General features: G+C 74.6%; 12 protein-coding genes. 1 reads left to right on the plus strand and 11 read right to left on the minus strand.

From position 1 onward, the window contains the following. Nucleotides 1-2: 2 nt before the first annotated feature. From DLJ47_RS09735 to DLJ47_RS09785, 11 genes are all read right to left on the minus strand, one after another. Nucleotides 3-929 carry a sporulation protein gene (locus DLJ47_RS09735; RefSeq protein ID WP_109899724.1) on the minus strand — a complete coding sequence of 309 codons (927 nt, stop codon included), beginning with the start codon at nt 927-929 and terminating at the stop codon, nt 3-5. 89 nt (nt 930-1,018) lie between these two features. Further along, complete coding sequence (locus DLJ47_RS09740; protein WP_109899725.1) at nt 1,019-2,083, minus strand: hemolysin family protein; 1,065 nt, start codon at nt 2,081-2,083, stop codon at nt 1,019-1,021. A gap of 52 nt (nt 2,084-2,135) precedes the next feature. After that, nucleotides 2,136-3,494 carry a hemolysin family protein gene (locus DLJ47_RS09745; RefSeq protein WP_088995390.1) on the minus strand — a complete coding sequence of 453 codons (1,359 nt, stop codon included), beginning with the start codon at nt 3,492-3,494 and terminating at the stop codon, nt 2,136-2,138. Between the two features lie 194 nt (nt 3,495-3,688). Further along, complete coding sequence (locus tag DLJ47_RS09750) at nt 3,689-5,251, minus strand: M28 family metallopeptidase (RefSeq protein WP_109899726.1); 1,563 nt, start codon at nt 5,249-5,251, stop codon at nt 3,689-3,691. Nucleotides 5,252-5,479: 228 nt separating this feature from the next. After that, the gene (gene mnhG / locus DLJ47_RS09755; protein ID WP_109899734.1) at nt 5,480-5,812 is read right to left on the minus strand and encodes a monovalent cation/H(+) antiporter subunit G; all 333 of its coding nucleotides are present in this window, start codon (nt 5,810-5,812) and stop codon (nt 5,480-5,482) included. 94 nt (nt 5,813-5,906) lie between these two features. Continuing rightward, on the minus strand, nt 5,907-6,170 hold the full coding sequence (locus DLJ47_RS09760) for a monovalent cation/H+ antiporter complex subunit F (RefSeq protein WP_109899727.1): 264 nt from the start codon (nt 6,168-6,170) through the stop codon (nt 5,907-5,909). Then, on the minus strand, nt 6,167-6,760 hold the full coding sequence (locus tag DLJ47_RS09765) for a Na+/H+ antiporter subunit E (protein WP_109899728.1): 594 nt from the start codon (nt 6,758-6,760) through the stop codon (nt 6,167-6,169). The genes DLJ47_RS09760 and DLJ47_RS09765 overlap by 4 nt, the downstream gene beginning before the upstream one ends. Beyond that, the gene (locus tag DLJ47_RS09770; RefSeq protein WP_109899729.1) at nt 6,757-8,262 is read right to left on the minus strand and encodes a Na+/H+ antiporter subunit D; all 1,506 of its coding nucleotides are present in this window, start codon (nt 8,260-8,262) and stop codon (nt 6,757-6,759) included. Before DLJ47_RS09770 ends, DLJ47_RS09765 begins: the two co-directional genes overlap by 4 nt. Before the next feature lie 34 nt (nt 8,263-8,296). Continuing rightward, on the minus strand, nt 8,297-8,776 hold the full coding sequence (locus DLJ47_RS09775; RefSeq protein ID WP_109899730.1) for a Na(+)/H(+) antiporter subunit C: 480 nt from the start codon (nt 8,774-8,776) through the stop codon (nt 8,297-8,299). Next, the gene (locus DLJ47_RS09780; RefSeq protein ID WP_109899735.1) at nt 8,773-11,610 is read right to left on the minus strand and encodes a Na+/H+ antiporter subunit A; all 2,838 of its coding nucleotides are present in this window, start codon (nt 11,608-11,610) and stop codon (nt 8,773-8,775) included. Before DLJ47_RS09780 ends, DLJ47_RS09775 begins: the two co-directional genes overlap by 4 nt. Before the next feature lie 317 nt (nt 11,611-11,927). Then, nucleotides 11,928-12,314: a hypothetical protein gene (locus DLJ47_RS09785; protein ID WP_109899731.1), complete on the minus strand. Its 387-nt coding sequence runs from the start codon at nt 12,312-12,314 to the stop codon at nt 11,928-11,930. A gap of 237 nt (nt 12,315-12,551) precedes the next feature. Here DLJ47_RS09785 and DLJ47_RS09790 point away from each other — a divergent pair. Continuing rightward, the coding region (locus tag DLJ47_RS09790) for a DEAD/DEAH box helicase (protein WP_446723547.1) at nt 12,552-16,518 on the plus strand (3,967 nt) is incomplete at its 3' end.

Genomic DNA, 16,518 nt, shown 5'->3' on the forward strand with positions numbered 1-16,518 from the left:
GCTCAGGTGCCGTCGCCGCCGGATCCGCCGCCGATGCCGGCGCCGCCGGCCGTGCCGCCGAGGCCGAAGCCGGGGTGCAGCGGTTCGTCCGGCGGGCGGCTGACGTGCGCGGACTCGGTGATGTTCGCGGACCAGTCGGAGTGCGCGGCGGCGGCCGCGTGCCGGTTGATCGCGTGCCGCAGCCACCCGTCGACCGTCGCCACCCAGTCCCGCCGCTCCGCGCCGGCGTGCCAGACCCGGAACCGGCTGATGCTCTGGTGGGTGATCCCGGCCAGGGCCAGCCGGCGGTCCATCCAGAGGATCACCTCCAGCCCGGCCGAGTTCGTCACGAAGATCACCTCCAGCTCGGTGATCGGCCCGGCGTAGAGCGGCGCCACCCAGTAACCCAGCCGCTGGTGCAGCGGCAACGCCTGTTCCACCCCCGGCAGCCGGCCGTCCAGCAGGCCGGCCTGGCGCAGGCTGAAACCGAGCGTGTCCAGCGCGGCCAGGATGTGCGCCTGGGTGGGCAGCGGATGCACGAAGACCGGGACCATCGCGCCCTGGTCCAGCTGCGGCTCGACGGCCACCTCGGTACGCAGCCCCATCCGCAGGCTGAGCAGCGGGACCCCGCCGAAGATGGTCACCGGCGTCTCCCACGGCATCGGGAACGTGAACGGCATGGTGCGGGCCCGGCCGGCCCGCACCACGAACCCGCCGGAGACCGCCGCCTGGTGGAACTGCACCAGCCGGCGGGGCGCCTCCGGATCGTCCGGCTCGACGGAGGTGACCAGGCCGAGCCGGACGTGCCGGACCGGTACGTCGAACCGGCCGGCGGTGATCGTGATCCGCCCGGGCAGTCGCAGCCCGGGACGGGTGCTCGGGTTGGCCAGGGCGGTCTGCACCGACAGCCCGGTCCAGCCGGACTCCGGCGACACCCCGGTCAGCCGCACCGCGCTCCCCCGTCCCGGCGGACCGGGCGGGGCCGTCCCGCCCGGGGCGCGACCGCCCCGCCGCCGCCAGCCGGCTTACCCGGCGGGACTCACCGCAACCGCCGCCCGCGCGGCACCGGGTCGGTCTCGTCGTCGAACTCGCCGATGACCTCCTCCAGCAGGTCCTCCAGGGCGACGAACCCGATCGGCCGGGCCGGGCCGCCACCGTTGCGGACCAGCGCGAGCTGGGACTGCCGGGCCCGCATCGCGGCCACCGCCTCGGTGACCGACGCGGTCGCCGGCAGGGTGAACGCGGCGGTCATCAGTTCGCCCGCGGTGGCCGACCGGCCGGTCGTGGTGATCCGCACCGCCTCGCGGACGTGCACCAGCCCGCAGACGTCGCCGGCGGCATCCAGCACCGCCAGGCGGGACCGGCCGCTGTCCCGGCTGACCTGCTCGATCCGGTCGGCGGCGTCGTCGCGGCGCACCGTCACCATCCGGTCGAACGGCTCCATCACCTGCGCCACGGTGGTGCCCTGCAGCTCCAGCATGCTGGTCAGCAGCTCGTGCTGCTCGGCGCCGAGCAGGCCGTGCTCACGGGACTGCTCCAGCAGGATGCGCAGCTCGTCCGGGCCGTGCACCTGGGCGAGCTGGTCCTGCGGGTTCACCCGGAACAGCCGCAGGATCGCGTTGGCCAGCGCGTTCAGCGCGGACAGCACCGGCCGGGCGACCCGGGCGAAGGCCCGGAACGGCAGCGCCAGCAGCATCGCCGAGCGCTCCGCGTCGGTGATCGCCCAGGACTTCGGCGCCATCTCGCCGATCACCAGGTGCAGGAAGGTGACCAGGCTCAGCGCGAAGATCAGCGCGATCGCGTGGCTCGCCGCGTCGGGCAGACCGACCGCGTGCAGCAGCGGGCTGACCAGGTGCTCGATCGCCGGCTCGGCGAGCGCACCGAGGCCCAGCGTGCACAGGGTGATGCCCAACTGGGCGCCGGCCAGCATCAGCGACAGTTCGCGTACCCCGTCCAGGGCGGCCCGGGCCGCCCGGCCGCCACCCGCGGCCGCCTGCTCCAGCCGGTACCGCTTGCTCGCCACCAGGGCGAACTCGGCGGCCACGAAGAAGCCGTTCAGCGCCAGCAGCAGCACCGAGCTGAACAGCGCGATCCCGGGACTCATCGGAGCCGTCCTTCATTCGCGACTGCGGGGCTCGCAAGCTCACTCCTCGCGCTCATGCGGACACCTCCCGGCGCTCGCCCGGCTCGGCCAGCCGCAGCCGCACCGAGTCGGCCACGTGCCGATCGACAGCGAGCACCTCGACCAGGGCGCGCGGCTCCACCGCACCGTCCTCGCCGTCGGCGGGCAGGCTGATCTCCAGCCGGTCGCCGACCTCGGGCACCCGGCCCAGCTCGCGCATCACCAGGCCGGAGAGGGTGTCGTACTCGGGGGCCTCGGGCAGGGCGATGCCGGTGCTGTCGGCCACCTCGTCGATGCGCCAGCGGGCGGGCACCACCCAGGACCCGTCGTCCTGGCGGGCCGGGGCGCGCTCCGGCGGGTCGTCCTCGTCGCGGATCGGGCCCACCAGCTCCTCGGCGATGTCCTCCAGCGTGATGACGCCGGCGAAGCCGCCGTACTCGTCCACCACGCAGGCCATCTGCCGGTGCCCGGAGCGCAGCCGGTCCAGCACCGTGGGCAGCGGCAGGGTCTCCGGCACCAGCAGCGGCGGGCCGGCCACCGCGCCGACCGGGGTGCTCGCCCGCCGGGCCGGGGGTACGCCGAGCACGTCGGCGATGCCGACCACGCCGACCAGATCGTCGACGCCCTCGGCGCCGCGCACCGGGAACCGGGAGTGACCGGTGTCGAGCAGCTCGACCACCCGGCTCACCGGCTCGTTCGCCCGTACCGTGTGCACGTCGACCCGCGGCACCATGGCCTCGCCCGCGGTCAGCTGACGGAAGTCGAGACCCCGGTCCAGCAGGGTCGACATCTCGGCGTCGAGGTGCCCCTCCTGCCGGGACTCGGCGATGATCTGTTCCAGGTCCTCCGGGGTGGCGCCGCTGGGCAGCTCCTCGATCGGCTCGATGCCGACCCGGCGGAGCAGCCGGACAGCGGAACGGTCGAAGAGGGTGACCGCCGGCCCGGCCACCTTGAGGTAGATCAGGGTGGACCGGGCCAGTGCCCGGGCGACCGGCTCGGCCCGGGCGATGGCCAGGTTCTTCGGCGCCAGCTCGCCCAGCACCATCTGCACGACGGTGGCGATGAGCAGGGCCAGCGCCACGGAGAGCGGCAGGCTCACCGCGCGGGAGACGCCGGCCACGCCGAGCAACTCGGTCAGCCCGGCGCCGAGAAACGGCTCGGCGACGTAACCGACCAGCAGCGCGGTGACGGTGATGCCCAGCTGGGCGCCGGAGAGCATGAAGGAGAGCCGGCCGGTGACCTCCAGGGCCCGGGCGGCGGCCTGGTCACCGTCGTCGGCGAGCTGCTTGAGCTTGCCCCGGTCCACGGCGACGTAGCCGAACTCCTGAGCCACGAAGTAGCCGGTGGCGGCGGTGAGCACGATGATGAGAAGGAGACCGACGACGATCAGCACGGGACGCTCAGGGCTCCCCGGGACGTCGGGGTCGTCAGCTGCCGGGCACGACCCGGCTGGCTACTGCTGCCCTCCTGGGCAGAGGAGTCGATCATGCACGCCATTTTATCGGCGGCGGCTGTGCGTCCGCTGAAGGTGTGCGGAAGGACCCGGGGTCGCCCGGTACGGGCGGCCCCGGGCCCTGTCGTCCGGTTTCAGCTCTGGGTGACCGCCATGTCGTCCACGGCCGCCTCGACGAGGCTGGCGCTGCCGGCGTCCGCGGCCTCGACCAGGATCCGGACCGTCTGGCCGCGCAGCGCCGAGACGTCGGCGGCGGCGCTCTGCCAGGACGCCGCCCGGTTGCTCGCCGCCCCGGTCACGGTCAGCGCGGTGACGGTGCTGGTACCGACCACCCGTACCCGGAGGTAGTCGGCGCTGGTGGCGTTGTTCAGGTGGGCCAGGTACCAGGAGAACGAGAGGGTGAGCGTGCCGGTGGCCGGCAGCGTGATCGCCGGCGAGCGGATGCTGCTCACCCCGCCGTCCAGGTCGTACGCCCCGGCGCCGCTGCCCGCGGCCGCCCCGGTCACCAGGTCGTAGCTGCCGCTGACCGTGCTGCCCAGCTGGGTGGTCACGCCCGAGCTGCTGGTCGCCGCGGGGTCACCGCGCTCCCACTGGCCCAGGGTGGCGGTGTCGGTGCCGGACGGGTTGGCCGTCCAGCCGGTCGCCGTCTCGAAGGTGTCGCTCCAGACCGTGCTGCCCGGCGGCGTGCCGGCCCCGCCCAACGTCCAGACCGCGTACGCGATCGCGTCGGCGTTACGGTCCAGCGCGGTGTCGTTGATGTTGGCGGTGGTGTCGCAGGAGCGGTGGTAGCAGGGGTCGAACGCCTGACCCGCGGTGCCGCCCCAGAGCGACGCCTGGGCGCTGGACTTGATCCCCTCGGCGCCGGTGAAGGTGCCGCCAGCCGGGATGCCGACACTGATGAACGGGCCGTAGTCGCTGCGGCCGTCGAAGTCGGTGCCCCGGGTCGGCACCCCGATCGACGTGAAGTACGCCTGGATGGTCTGCTCGATCTGGGCGGAGCCGGCCGGGCCGGGGCCGGAGCCCACCCCGTCGGAGTTGTCACCGTCGTAGACGAAGTAGCCGGCGTTGGGCGAGCCGACCATGTCGAAGTTCAGGTACTGCTTGATCCTGGTGCGCTCCGCCGTCGGCAGGCTGTTCACGTAGTGCCGGGACCCGCGCAGGCCCAGCTCCTCCGCGCCCCACCAGGCGAACCGCAGGTGCTTGGCGGGCGCGAAGCCGGTGCGGGCCACCGCCAGCGCCACCTCCAGGATGGCCGCCGAGCCGGAGCCGTTGTCGTTGATGCCCGGTCCCGCGGTGACGCTGTCCAGGTGGGCCCCGGTCATCAGGACGGCGTTCGGGTCGCCACCGGGCCAGTCGGCGATCAGGTTGTAGCCGGTGGCGCCGTTGTAGCTGAACGACTGCACGGTGGTGGTGAACCCAACCGCGTCCAGCTGGCCCTTCAGGTAGTTGACCGAGGCCAGGTAGCCGGGTCGGCCGTGCGCCCGGTTGCCGCCGTTCGCGGTGGCGATGGACTGGAGCTGGGTGAGGTGTGCCTTCACGTTGGCCAGCGGGATGTCCGGGGCGGCGGCGAGTGCGGCGGGCACGTCGGTGGGCGCCGGCGCGGTGGGCGCGGCGGCGGCCGAGGTGGCGGTCAGCGCGGTCGCGGCCACGACGGCCAGCCCGGCCAGCCAGCCGGGACGGGGGGTACGGGATCTCATGGGTCCTCCGGGGTGCGGTGGTCCGGTTCCGCCGGGTGGGGCGTCGGCCGGATGGCGGTCATTTATCGATGACCATCACTGCGAAGCGTGCCGCCGGGCCCCGGAACCCGGCAAGAGGCAAGACGCAGAATCGCCGCAGTCCCGGAATTGGGACGCGGCGGGACGCATCCCCGCGAGCGGCTGCGGATGCCACCCCGCCGGGCGGCGGGGACGCGCGCCGCACCCGCCTCAGCGGTCGGCGAGCTCGTCCACGTCGAGCAGGCTCGGATCCACCCGACCGGTGCGGTACGCGGCGCGGCCGATCATCTGCGCGGCGACCGGGGCGGTGGCCATCTGGAAGATCCCGACCAGGGCCACCATGCCGAGGTCCTCCGGGTCGCGCAGTCGCAGCGCCACCCCGACGAGCAGCAGCAGCACCCCGAGCGTCTGCGGCTTGGTGGCGGCGTGCATCCGGTCCAGCACGGTCGGGAAGCGCAGCAGGCCGATGCCGGCGATCAGGCTGAGCAGCGCGCCGGCGACCAGGAAACCGGCGCCCACCCAGTCGGCGAACGTGCCGAGCATCAGGCCCACCTCGGCGGGACGGACGCGGCGGACACCGGGACCCGGCCGGCGGGTGGGTCGGGCAGCAGAACCCGGACGGCGGGCGCGGCGGGCATCAGGACTCCTCCCGGACGGCGAAGCGGACCAGCGACACCGCGCCGATGAAGCCGAGCAGCGAGAGCACCACCAGCACCGGCAGGCTGGTGGCGTTCCGGTTGACCGCCGCCTCGGCGCCCACCGCGCCGATCATGGTGGCGAGCAGCATGTCGGCAGCGATCACCCGGTCCAGCAGGGACGGGCCCCGGTAGAGCCGGACCAGCGCGAGCAGCGCGGTGATCGAGAAGAGTCCGGTGAGGACGGCGGCGAGGACGGCGGTCACGGTCGGGTTCCCTTCGGTACGGATTCGGACTGCACCAGCCGCAGCTCCGCGGGCGAGCCGACGGCCCGGACGAGCCGCTGCTCGACGGCGAGGACCCGGTCCCGGCTGCCGGTCAGGTCCTGCGGGCCGCGGACGTCGAGCACGTGCACGTAGAGGGTCCCGCTGTCCCGGTCCACCTCGATGATGAGCGTCCCGGGCACCAGCGAGATCACCTCGGCGGTGAGCGCCAGGTTCAGGTCGGTGCGCACCCGCAGCCGCACCGCGATGATCGCCCCCCGGGGCCGGAACCCGGGCCGCACGGCGATCCACGCGACGTGCAGGCTGGCGCTGACCAGCTCGCCGGCGAAGCGGACGGCGAACACCAGCAGCGCGCCGGGCCGCAGCCGGCCGCCGAAGGTCACCGGCGGCAGCGGGAAGAAGACCAGCACCGCGCCGCCGACCAGCAGGCCGCCCAGCAGGTTGCCGATGGAGAAGTCGCCCCACAGCAGGATCCAGATCAGCACCAGCCAGCCGTACGCGATCAGCTGGTCGCGCCAGCGGATTACCCGACCGCGTACGTCCCGATCCCGGTCCGCCGGCTGCGCGTTCACGGCGCTCCATGCGGCAACACGGCCCGGACGTACGGGGTGCGCTGGCGCAGGTCCACGGCCGCGTCGGCGGTGACCCGGAAGAGCGGACCGGCGACCACGGTCATCGCCAGCCCGAGGGCGACCAGGGCGACGGTGGCCCCGACCATCAGGCCGGGCGGCCGGGCGGCCGGCTCCTCGGTGGCCAGTTGGGGCGCCCGCCAGAAGGCGATGTTCCACACCCGGGACGCCACGTAGAGGGTGAGCAGGCTGGTCAGCGCCCCGGCCGCGATCAGCGCCCCGGGCAGCGGGCCGCCGGCGGCCACCCCGGCCTGGAACAGGCTGACCTTGCCGAGGAAGCCGGAAAACGGCGGGATGCCGGCGAGGTTCATCGCCGGCACGAAGAAGATCACCCCGAGCACCGGGGCCACCCGCGCCAGGCCGCCGATGCGGCGCAGGTCGGTGCTGCCGGCGCGGACCTGGATCAGGCCCACCACCAGGAAGAGCGTGGTCTGGATGGTGATGTGGTGCAGCACGTAGAAGATCGCGCCGGTGAGCCCGGCGACGCTGCCCAGCGCCACCCCGAAGATCATGTAACCGATGTGGCTGACCAGGGTGAACGAGAAGAGCCGCTTCAGGTCCGACTGGGCCACCGCGCCCAGGATCCCGACGATCAGCGTCAGCCCGGCCACCACCAGCAGCAGCGTCCCGGCGTGGCCGCCCGGGAAGAGCAGCGTCTCGGTCCGGATGATCGCGTACACGCCGACCTTGGTCAGCAGGCCGGCGAAGACCGCGCTGACCGGCGCGGGCGCGGTCGGGTAGCTGTCCGGCAACCAGGCCGACAGCGGGAAGACCGCCGCCTTGATGCCGAAGGCGAGCAGCAGGGTCAGCTCCAGCATCAGCCGTACGCCCGCAGGCAGGGCGTCCAGCCGGTGGGCGAGCTGGGCCAGGTTGACGGTGCCGGTCGCGGCGTACACCAGGCCCACCCCGGTCAGGAAGAGCATCGACGACAGGATGCTGACCACCACGTACGTCGAGCCGGTGCGGATCCGGGCCTCGGTGCCGCCGAGGGTGATCAGGACGAAGCTCGCGGCGAGCAGGATCTCGAAGCCGACGAAGAGGTTGAACAGGTCGCCGGCCAGGAACGCGTTGGTCACGCCGGCGGTCAGCACCAGGTAGGTGGGGTGGTAGATGGTCACCGGCGGGACGTCGCCGAAGTCGCCCTGGCCCTGCCCGATGGAGTAGAGCAGCACGCAGAGGGTGACCGCGGCGGAGACCACCAGCATCAACGCGGCCAGCTGGTCGGCGACCAGCACGATGCCCACCGGCGCCGGCCACGCCCCGATCTGCGTCACCACCGGCCCGTACCGGTACGCCTGCACCAGCAGCGCCACGGCCACCGTCAGGGTGGTGACCAGACAGGTCACGCTGATGGCGCGCTGCACCCGGGGCCGGCGGGCCAGCATCAGGGTCAGCGCCGCGCCCAGCAGCGGCACCACCACCGGCAGGGACACCAGGCGGCTCACCGGGCACCCCTGCGCGCTGTCGACGGATGCCCGGTCATCGGTCGCCGTCCGGTTCCGGCGGCCGGCGCGGCGGCTCCGGGTCGACCTGCTCGGGGTCGGAGTTCGGGCCCTCGCCGCCGAGATCGGCGGGGACCAGCTCGTCGCGCTCGGCCCGCCGCCTGACCTGCCGGTCCTCCAGGTCGTCCGGCACCTCGTCGTCGCCGGTCAGGTACCAGCTGCGGTAGCTGACGGCCAGCAGGAACGCGGTGAACCCGAAGGTGATGACGATGGCGGTGAGCACCAGGGCCTGCGCCAGGGCGCCGCTCATCTCGTCGGTCGGGGCGGTGCCCACCACCGGCGGGGCGCCCGGCCGGCCGCTGAGCAGGATGAGCAGGTTCACCCCGTTGCCGAGCATGATGACGCCGAGCAGGATCCGGGTCAGGCTGCGCTCCAGCAACAGGGTGACCCCGCAGGCGACCAGGATGCCGATGGCGAGCACCACGGTCAGCGTCGGACCCGCGCCGCCGTCCCTCACGGCCGCTCCCCCTCGGGTTCGGCGGCCAGCCCGCCACCGGCCCGATCGGCCGCCTCGATGTGCCGGTCCACCTGGGTGCCGAGGCTACGCAGGATGTCCAGCACCAGCCCGACCACCACCAGGTAGACGCCGACGTCGAAGAAGAGCGAGGTGACCAGGTAGAAATCGCCGATCAGCGGCAGCGACAGGTCGATCTTCGCGCTCTGCAGCACCGACCCGCCGGCGGCCAGCGCGATCACGCCACTGCCCACCGAGACGGCGAGCCCGGCGCCGAGCAGGGTGCCGGCACTGACCGGGGCCGCCTCGGCCAGCTCGTACCGGCCGCCGGCCAGGTAGCGCACCACCAACGCGAGGCTCGCCACCAGGCCACCGGAGAACCCGCCGCCCGGCGCGTTGTGCCCGGAGAAGAGCAGGAACAGGGAGAACAGCACCACGGTGTGGAAGATCAGCCGGGTGATCACCTCCAGCACCAGGGACCGGCGCCGCTCCTGGAGCCGGGCGCCGCCGCGCAGCCAGACCGGGCGGTCCGGGCGAGCCGGTCGGCCCGAGGGCTCCGGCCGGCGCGGACGCGGCCCGGTGCGGGACCGCTCGAAGATCAGGCTGGCCACCCCGGTCGCCGCCACCACCAGCACCGACAGTTCGCCCATGGTGTCCCAGGCGCGGATGTCGACCAGGGTCACGTTGACCACGTTGCGGCCGTGGCCCTCGCTCACCGCGAGTGCCGGGAAGGCGTCCGCGATGGGGGTCGCCTGGCGGGCGTTCGCGGCCACCAGGGCCAGGCCGGCGGTCACCGCGCCGGCCGCCACCCCGATCACCCGCCGTGCCCAGCGGCTGCGCCGTAACGGCCGGGCCGAGAACCGGTCCGGCAGCCGGCGCAGGACCAGCACGAAGATCGCGATGGTGGCCGTCTCCACCAGGAACTGGGTCAGCGCCAGGTCCGGTGCGCCGTAGAGCACGAAGAGCATGGCGGTGCCGTAGCCGGTGGTGCCGACGAGCAGCATCGCTGTCAACCGGCGGCGGGCGTTGACGGCGAGCACCGCGGCCACGGTGATCACCAGGAGCACGACCGGTTGCAGTGGCGTGTACCACAGCGCGACGCCCTGCGCCCGGGGCCGGGCGAGCAGCATCGCTCCGCCGGGGACCACGACCAGCGCCACCAGGATGACGCCGAGGTACTGCGGCAGCGAGCCCCGCTGGGTGACGGCGGTGACGTCGGCGGCGACCCGGTCGAAGCGGCCGATCACCCACTCGTACCCCTGGTTGCCGTTCACCGGCGCGCGGAGCCGGGCCAGCACCGGGGCCAGCGGACCGCGCAGCACGAAGAGCAGCGCGCCGCCGGCCACCGCGAGCGCGGAGAAGCCGAGCGCCGGGGTCAGGCCGTGCCACAGCGCCAGGTGCGCGCCGACGCCGCCGAAAAGCTCGGCGTACGGGTTGAGCAGGCCGTCCAGCGTTCCGGCGGCCGGGCCGGCGACCAGCCCGACCCCGGCCAGCAGGGCGGGCGGCAGCAGCATCGACCACCCGACCCGCCCGACGTCGGTGGTCGGCACCTGCGGCCGGGTGGCGAACGCGCCCCAGACGAACCGGGCGCTGTACGCCACCGTCAGCGCGGTGCCGGCGACCAGGACGGCCAGCGCGACCGGCCGGCCGGTGAACGCGGCCAGCACCGCCTCCTTGGCGACGAAGCCGACCAGCGGTGGCAGGCCGGCCATCGACGCCGCGGCCAGTACCGCGACGGTGGCCAGCAGTGGCGCGGCACGGCCCAGCCCGGACAGTTCGGTCAGATCCCGGGTGCCGGTGCGGTGGTCGATGATGCCCACGACGAGGAAGAGCGCCGCCTTGAACAGCGCGTGCGCGAGCAGCATCGCGACGGCGGCCAGCGCCGCGTCCGGGGTGCCCACCCCGGTCACCGCCATCAGCAGGCCGAGCTGGCTCACCGTCCCGTACGCCAGCAGCAGCTTCAGGTCGGTCTGCCGCAACGCCGCCCAACCACCGACGACCAGGGTGGCCAGGCCGGCGACCAGCACCACCGGCCGCCACGGGGCAACCGCGGCGAGCACCGGCGCGAGCAGCCCGACCAGGTAGACGCCGGCCTTCACCATCGCTGCCGCGTGCAGGTACGCGCTGACCGGCGTGGGCGCCGCCATCGCCACCGGCAGCCAGGTGTTGAACGGCAGCACCGCCGACTTGGCCAGTGCCCCGACCAGGATCAGCACCACCACCGTGCTGAGGTACGCCCCGTCGGGCAGCGGCCCGGCGGCGATCTCCGACCAGCGGTAGCTGCCAGCGTGCTCGCCGAGCATGACGAACCCGACCAGCATGGTCAGCCCGCCGAGCGTGGTGACGGTCAGCGCCTGGGCGGCCGCCCAGCGGCTGGACCGGCGCTCGGTGCTGTGCCCGATCAGCAGGTATGAGAAGACCGTGGTGAGTTCCCAGGCGACGTAGAGCAGCAGCAGGTCGTCGGCGAGGACCAGGCCGAGCATGGCCCCGGCGAAGGCCACCATGACCGCGGCGAACCGGGCCAGCCCGAGCGAGCCGGGCCCGAAGTAGCGGGCGCTGTAGACCAGCACCAGGGCGCCGACCCCGCCGATCAGCAGGGTCATCAGCCAGGACAGGGTGGTCAGCCGCAGCGCCAGCGCCATCCCGAGTTGGCCGACCCAGGGGTACGTCTCGACCACGGCGCCGCCGTCGCGCACCGCTGGCGTGCGGGCCAGGGCCCAGCCGAACGCGGCGGCCGGTGCCAGCGCCAGCGGATAACAGGCGCGCGGGCCCCACCACCGGACCAGCAGCGGCGCCACGAGGGCCGCCAGGAGGTGGAGGATCAGCAGTACGAGCACCCGCACTCCAGGTCGAGGTGGCAGCGGCACCGCTGTGGTGGGACGGCACCTACGAGCGATCAGACGCCAGTTCGCCGCTCGACGGGCGGTTTTGCCGGAAATCGCCCGCCGACGGCCGCGCCGTGCCGCCCGCGCCCCGCCGCTCCGTGATCGTCCGTCGGCTACCGAGTCGCCGACGTGCGGACGGACTCGTGATCGTCTGCTGGCTGGCAGGGCGTCGACGGGCGGGCGGGCCTGCCCGGCGACAGACGATCAACGGGACGATCGACTCCGGGCGGCCGGGACGTCTGGTGCTGTGAGCCGGGGCGCCCTCGGTGTCAGTGCAGCGCGACGTCGGCGGCGGGCAGCGCCGGCTCCCGGGCCGGCCGGTCCCACCGCGCCTCCACCAGCAGGTCGGGGCGGCCGAGCTGGCGCACCACCCGGTTGACCACCCGCTGGGCGGCGGTGAGCGACCGGACCGAGAGCAACCGGCCGCGGCTCTCCCGGCGGAGCACGAAGAAGTGCACAGCGGCGCGGACCTGGCCGCGGTCGGCGGCACTGGCCTGGGCGGTGGAGACCACCAGCTCGCGCAGGCAGTCGGCGAGGCGCTCGGCCAGCTCCAGCTCGGGGCCGGTGAGGCCGGCGCGGACGGCGGCGAGATGACTGTCGACCTTACGGATCAGCACGTCGGTGCCGGGCTCGAAGCTCCGCTGCTCGACCGCCATCCGACCCCTCCGCCCCGCTGCGCGTTGCGAGTGAAGTTACTTTATGTTGCGCCGCCCTAGCAAGCAGTTAAGTGAGACGTACCGCGTTCAACGTCGCATCCGTCGCGTATGAGCCGGACCCGGACAGACTCCCCGCCCGGCACGGGCGGGATGTCAGACCGCCGGGGCAGGATGGAAGGCGTGGCGAAGGTACGAGGCGGCGGCGGTCCGGCGGAGCGTCCGGGCGACGGTCCGGCGATCCCGGCGGGCGACCCGGAGGCGGCCTCGGTGCTCGCCGGCTTCGGCCCGGCCACGCGCGAGTGGTTCCGCGCCGCCTTCGCCGCCCCCACCACGGCGCAGACCGGCGCCTGGCGCTCGATCGCCGCCCGGCGCAACGCCCTGGTGGTGGCGCCCACCGGTTCCGGCAAGACGCTCGCGGCGTTCCTCTGGTCGCTGGACCGGCTGGCCCGCGAGCCGGCGCCGGCCGAGCCCCGGCAGCGCTGCCGGGTGCTCTACGTCAGCCCGCTCAAGGCGCTCGCGGTCGACGTCGAACGCAACCTGCGCGCTCCGCTGGCGGGCATCCGGCAGGCCGCCACCCGGCTGGGCGTCGCCCCGCCCGACATCACCGTCGGCATGCGCACCGGCGACACCCCGGCCGACGAGCGCCGCGCCTTCGCCCGTACCCCGCCGGACATCCTCATCACCACGCCCGAGTCGCTCTTCCTGCTGCTCACCTCCGCCGCCCGGGATTCGCTGCGCGGGGTCGAGACGGTGATCGTCGACGAGGTGCACGCGGTGGCCGGCACCAAGCGCGGCGCCCACCTGGCGCTCTCCCTGGAACGCCTCGACGAGCTGCTGCCCGCCCCGGCCCAACGGATCGGCCTCAGTGCCACGGTCCGGCCGGTCGACACCTGCGCCCGGTTCCTCGGCGGGGCCCGGCCGGTCGACGTGGTCGCCCCGCCCACCGCCAAGACGATCGAGGTCACCGTCGAGGTCCCGGTGGAGGACATGACCCGCCTCGACGAGCAGGAGCAGCCGCCCGAGGACGACCTCGGCGGCCCGGGTCCGCGCCGCGCGTCGATCTGGCCGGCGGTGGAGGAACGGGTCTTCGCGCTGATCCGGGCGCACCGGTCGACCATCGTCTTCACCAACTCGCGCCGCTCGGCCGAACGGCTCTGCGCCCGGCTCAACGAACTCGCCGTCGAGGAGCTGGCCGCCGCGGTGGCACCGGACGGCAGCCGCGCCGGGCCGGCGGGTGATGCGGATCCGTCAGTCCCCGGCGGCGATCCGGCGACTCGGGCCGGCCGGCCGCCGGACGGAGCGACCGGCCGGCGCGGTGCCGACGCCTGGGGTGGGCCGACGGGGCCGACGCGGGCGCCACGCCAGCCGGCCGAGCTGATGGCCCAGGCCGGCGCGGTGGCCGGGGCCCCGCCGGTGATCGCCCGCGCCCACCATGGCAGCGTCTCCCGCGAGGAGCGCAAGCAGATCGAGGAGGCGCTCAAGTCCGGGCAGCTGCCCGCCGTGGTGGCCACCTCCAGCCTCGAACTCGGCATCGACATGGGCGCCGTCGACCTGGTGGTGCAGATCGAGGCGCCGCCGAGCGTCGCCGCCGGGTTGCAACGGGTCGGCCGGGCCGGCCACCAGGTGGGCGCGGTCTCCCGCGGCGTGGTCTTCCCGAAGCACCGGGGAGACCTGCTCTCGTGCACCGTGGTGGCCGAGCGGATGGCCGGCGGCGCGATCGAGGAGCTGCACTATCCGCGCAACCCGCTGGACGTGCTGGCCCAGCAGATCGTGGCGATGGTGGCGCTGGAGCCGTGGCGGGTCGGCGACCTCGCGGTGGTGGTCCGCCGGGCGGCGCCCTTCGCCGAGCTGCCCGACTCGGCGCTGCACGCGGTGCTCGACATGCTCTCCGGCCGCTACCCGTCCACCGCCTTCGCCGAACTGCGGCCCCGGCTGGTCTGGGACCGCGCCACCGACCTGCTCACCGGCCGGCCCGGCGCGCAGCGGCTCGCGGTGACCAGCGGCGGCACCATTCCCGACCGCGGCCTCTTCGGGGTCTTCCTGGCCGGCGCCGAGCGTGCCGCGCGGGTCGGCGAGCTGGACGAGGAGATGGTCTACGAGTCCCGGGTCGGTGACGTCTTCCTGCTCGGCTCCTCCTCCTGGCGGATCGAGGAGATCACCCCCGACCGGGTGCTGGTGTCGCCGGCCCCCGGGCAGGCGGCGAAGATGCCGTTCTGGAAGGGCGACCAGCTGGGGCGCCCGGTGGAGCTGGGCCGGGCGATCGGCGCCCGGGTGCGGGCACTGCTGCGGCAGAGCGACGAGACGGCGGTCGCCGCGCTGCGCGCCGGCGGGCTGGACGACTGGGCCGCCGGCAACCTGATGGCCTACCTGCGCGAGCAGCGGGCCGCCACCCGCGCCCTGCCGGACGACCGCACGGTGGTGGTGGAGCGGTTCCGCGACGAGCTGGGCGACTGGCGGCTGGCCGTGCACAGCGTGCTCGGCGCCCGGGTGAACGGGCCGTGGGCGCTGGCGATCGGGCGTCGGCTGGCCGAGCGCTACGGGGTGGACGCCCAGGTGATGCCGGCCGACGACGGCATCGTCGTCCGGCTGCCGGACACCGCCGACGAGCCGCCCGGCGCCGACGTGGTGGTCTTCGACCCGGACGAGATCGCCCAACTGGTCGAGGAGTCGGTCGGCACGTCCGCGCTCTTCGCCGCCCGGTTCCGCGAGTGCGCCGCCCGGTCGCTGCTGCTGCCCCGCCGCGACCCGCGCCGCCGTCAGCCGCTCTGGCAGCAGCGCCAGCGGGCCGCCCAGCTGCTCGACGTGGCCCGCGAGTACGCCGACTTCCCGGTCACGCTGGAGGCCGCCCGGGAGTGCCTGCAGGACGTCTTCGACCAGCCGGCGCTGGCCGAGCTGATGCGCGACCTGGCCGCCCGGAAGGTGCGGCTGGTCGAGGTGGAGACGTCCCAGCCGTCCCCGTTCGCCCGGTCGCTGCTCTTCGGCTATGTCGGCGCCTTCCTCTACGAGGGTGACGCCCCGCTGGCCGAGCGCCGGGCCGCCGCGCTGGCACTGGACTCGGCCCTGCTCGGCGAACTGCTCGGCCGGGTCGACCTGCGTGAGCTGCTCGACCCGGCGGTGCTGGCCGAGACCGAGCGGCAGCTGCGCTGGCTGACCGAGCAGCGCCGCCCGCGCGACCTGGAGGACGCGGTCGAGCTGCTCCGCGTGGTCGGCGACCTGAGCACCGACGAGCTGGCTGACCGCGGCGCGCCGGCCGACTGGCTCACCGAGCTGGCGGCGGCCCGCCGGGTGCTGCGGGTGCGCATCGCCGGCGAGGAACGGTGGGTGGGCGTCGAGGACGCCGGCCGGCTGCGCGACGCGCTCGGCGTGGCCCTGCCGGTCGGGGTGGCCGAGGCGTACCTCGAACCGGTCGCCGACCCGCTCGGCGACCTGGTCGCCCGGTACGCCCGCACGCACGGCCCGTTCGCCGCCGCCAGCTGCGCCGCCCGGTTCGGGCTCGGGGTGTTCGTGGTGGAGCAGGCGCTGCGCCGGCTCGCCGCCACCGGGCGGGTGGTCTCCGGCGAGTTCGCCCCGGACACGGTCGGCACCCAGTGGTGCGACGCCGAGGTGCTGCGCCTGCTGCGCCGCCGGTCGCTGGCGGCGTTGCGCCGGGAGATCGAGCCGGTACCGCCCCGGGCGCTGGCCGCGTTCCTGCCGCGCTGGCAGCAGGTGGGCTCGTCGGCCCGCGGGGTGGAGGCGGTGGCCGCGGCGGTCGAGCAGTTGCAGGGGGCGGCGGTCCCGGCGTCCGCGCTGGAGCGGCTGGTGCTGCCCGGCCGGGTCGCCGACTACTCCCCCGCCCAACTCGACGAGCTCTGCGCCAGCGGCGAGGTGGTGTGGGCCGGCTCGGGGGCGATCTCCGGCGGGGACGGCTGGGTCACCCTGGCGTACGCGGACGCCGCGCCGCTCCTGCTCCCGCCGCCGGACGAGGCGCTCACCCGTACCCCGCTGCACGACGCCGTGCTGGACGCGCTCGGCGACGGTCAGGCGCTGTTCTTCCGGTCGCTGGCCGACCGGGTCGGCTCGACCGACGACGCCGCGCTGGCCGCCGCCGTCTGGGACCTGGTCTGGGCCGGTCAGCTGACCAATGACACGCTCGCCCCGCTGCGCGCGGCGCTCGGCGGCGGCGGCGCGCACCGGTCCCGCCCGACCGCGGCGCGCACCCGCTACC

It is taken from the genome of Micromonospora sp. S4605, assembly GCF_003176715.1.
Lineage (GTDB): Bacteria > Actinomycetota > Actinomycetes > Mycobacteriales > Micromonosporaceae > Micromonospora > Micromonospora echinaurantiaca.

Excerpts from the sequence above, each read along its gene's own strand:
- DLJ47_RS09740 (WP_109899725.1), bottom strand. The coding sequence starts at position 2,083 with ATGAGTCCCGGGATCGCGCTGTTCAGCTCGGTGCTGCTGCTGGCGCTG.
- DLJ47_RS09750 (WP_109899726.1), bottom strand. The coding sequence starts at position 5,251 with ATGAGATCCCGTACCCCCCGTCCCGGCTGGCTGGCCGGGCTGGCCGTC.
- DLJ47_RS09785 (WP_109899731.1), bottom strand. The coding sequence starts at position 12,314 with ATGGCGGTCGAGCAGCGGAGCTTCGAGCCCGGCACCGACGTGCTGATC.
- mnhG (WP_109899734.1), bottom strand. The coding sequence starts at position 5,812 with ATGCTCGGCACGTTCGCCGACTGGGTGGGCGCCGGTTTCCTGGTCGCC.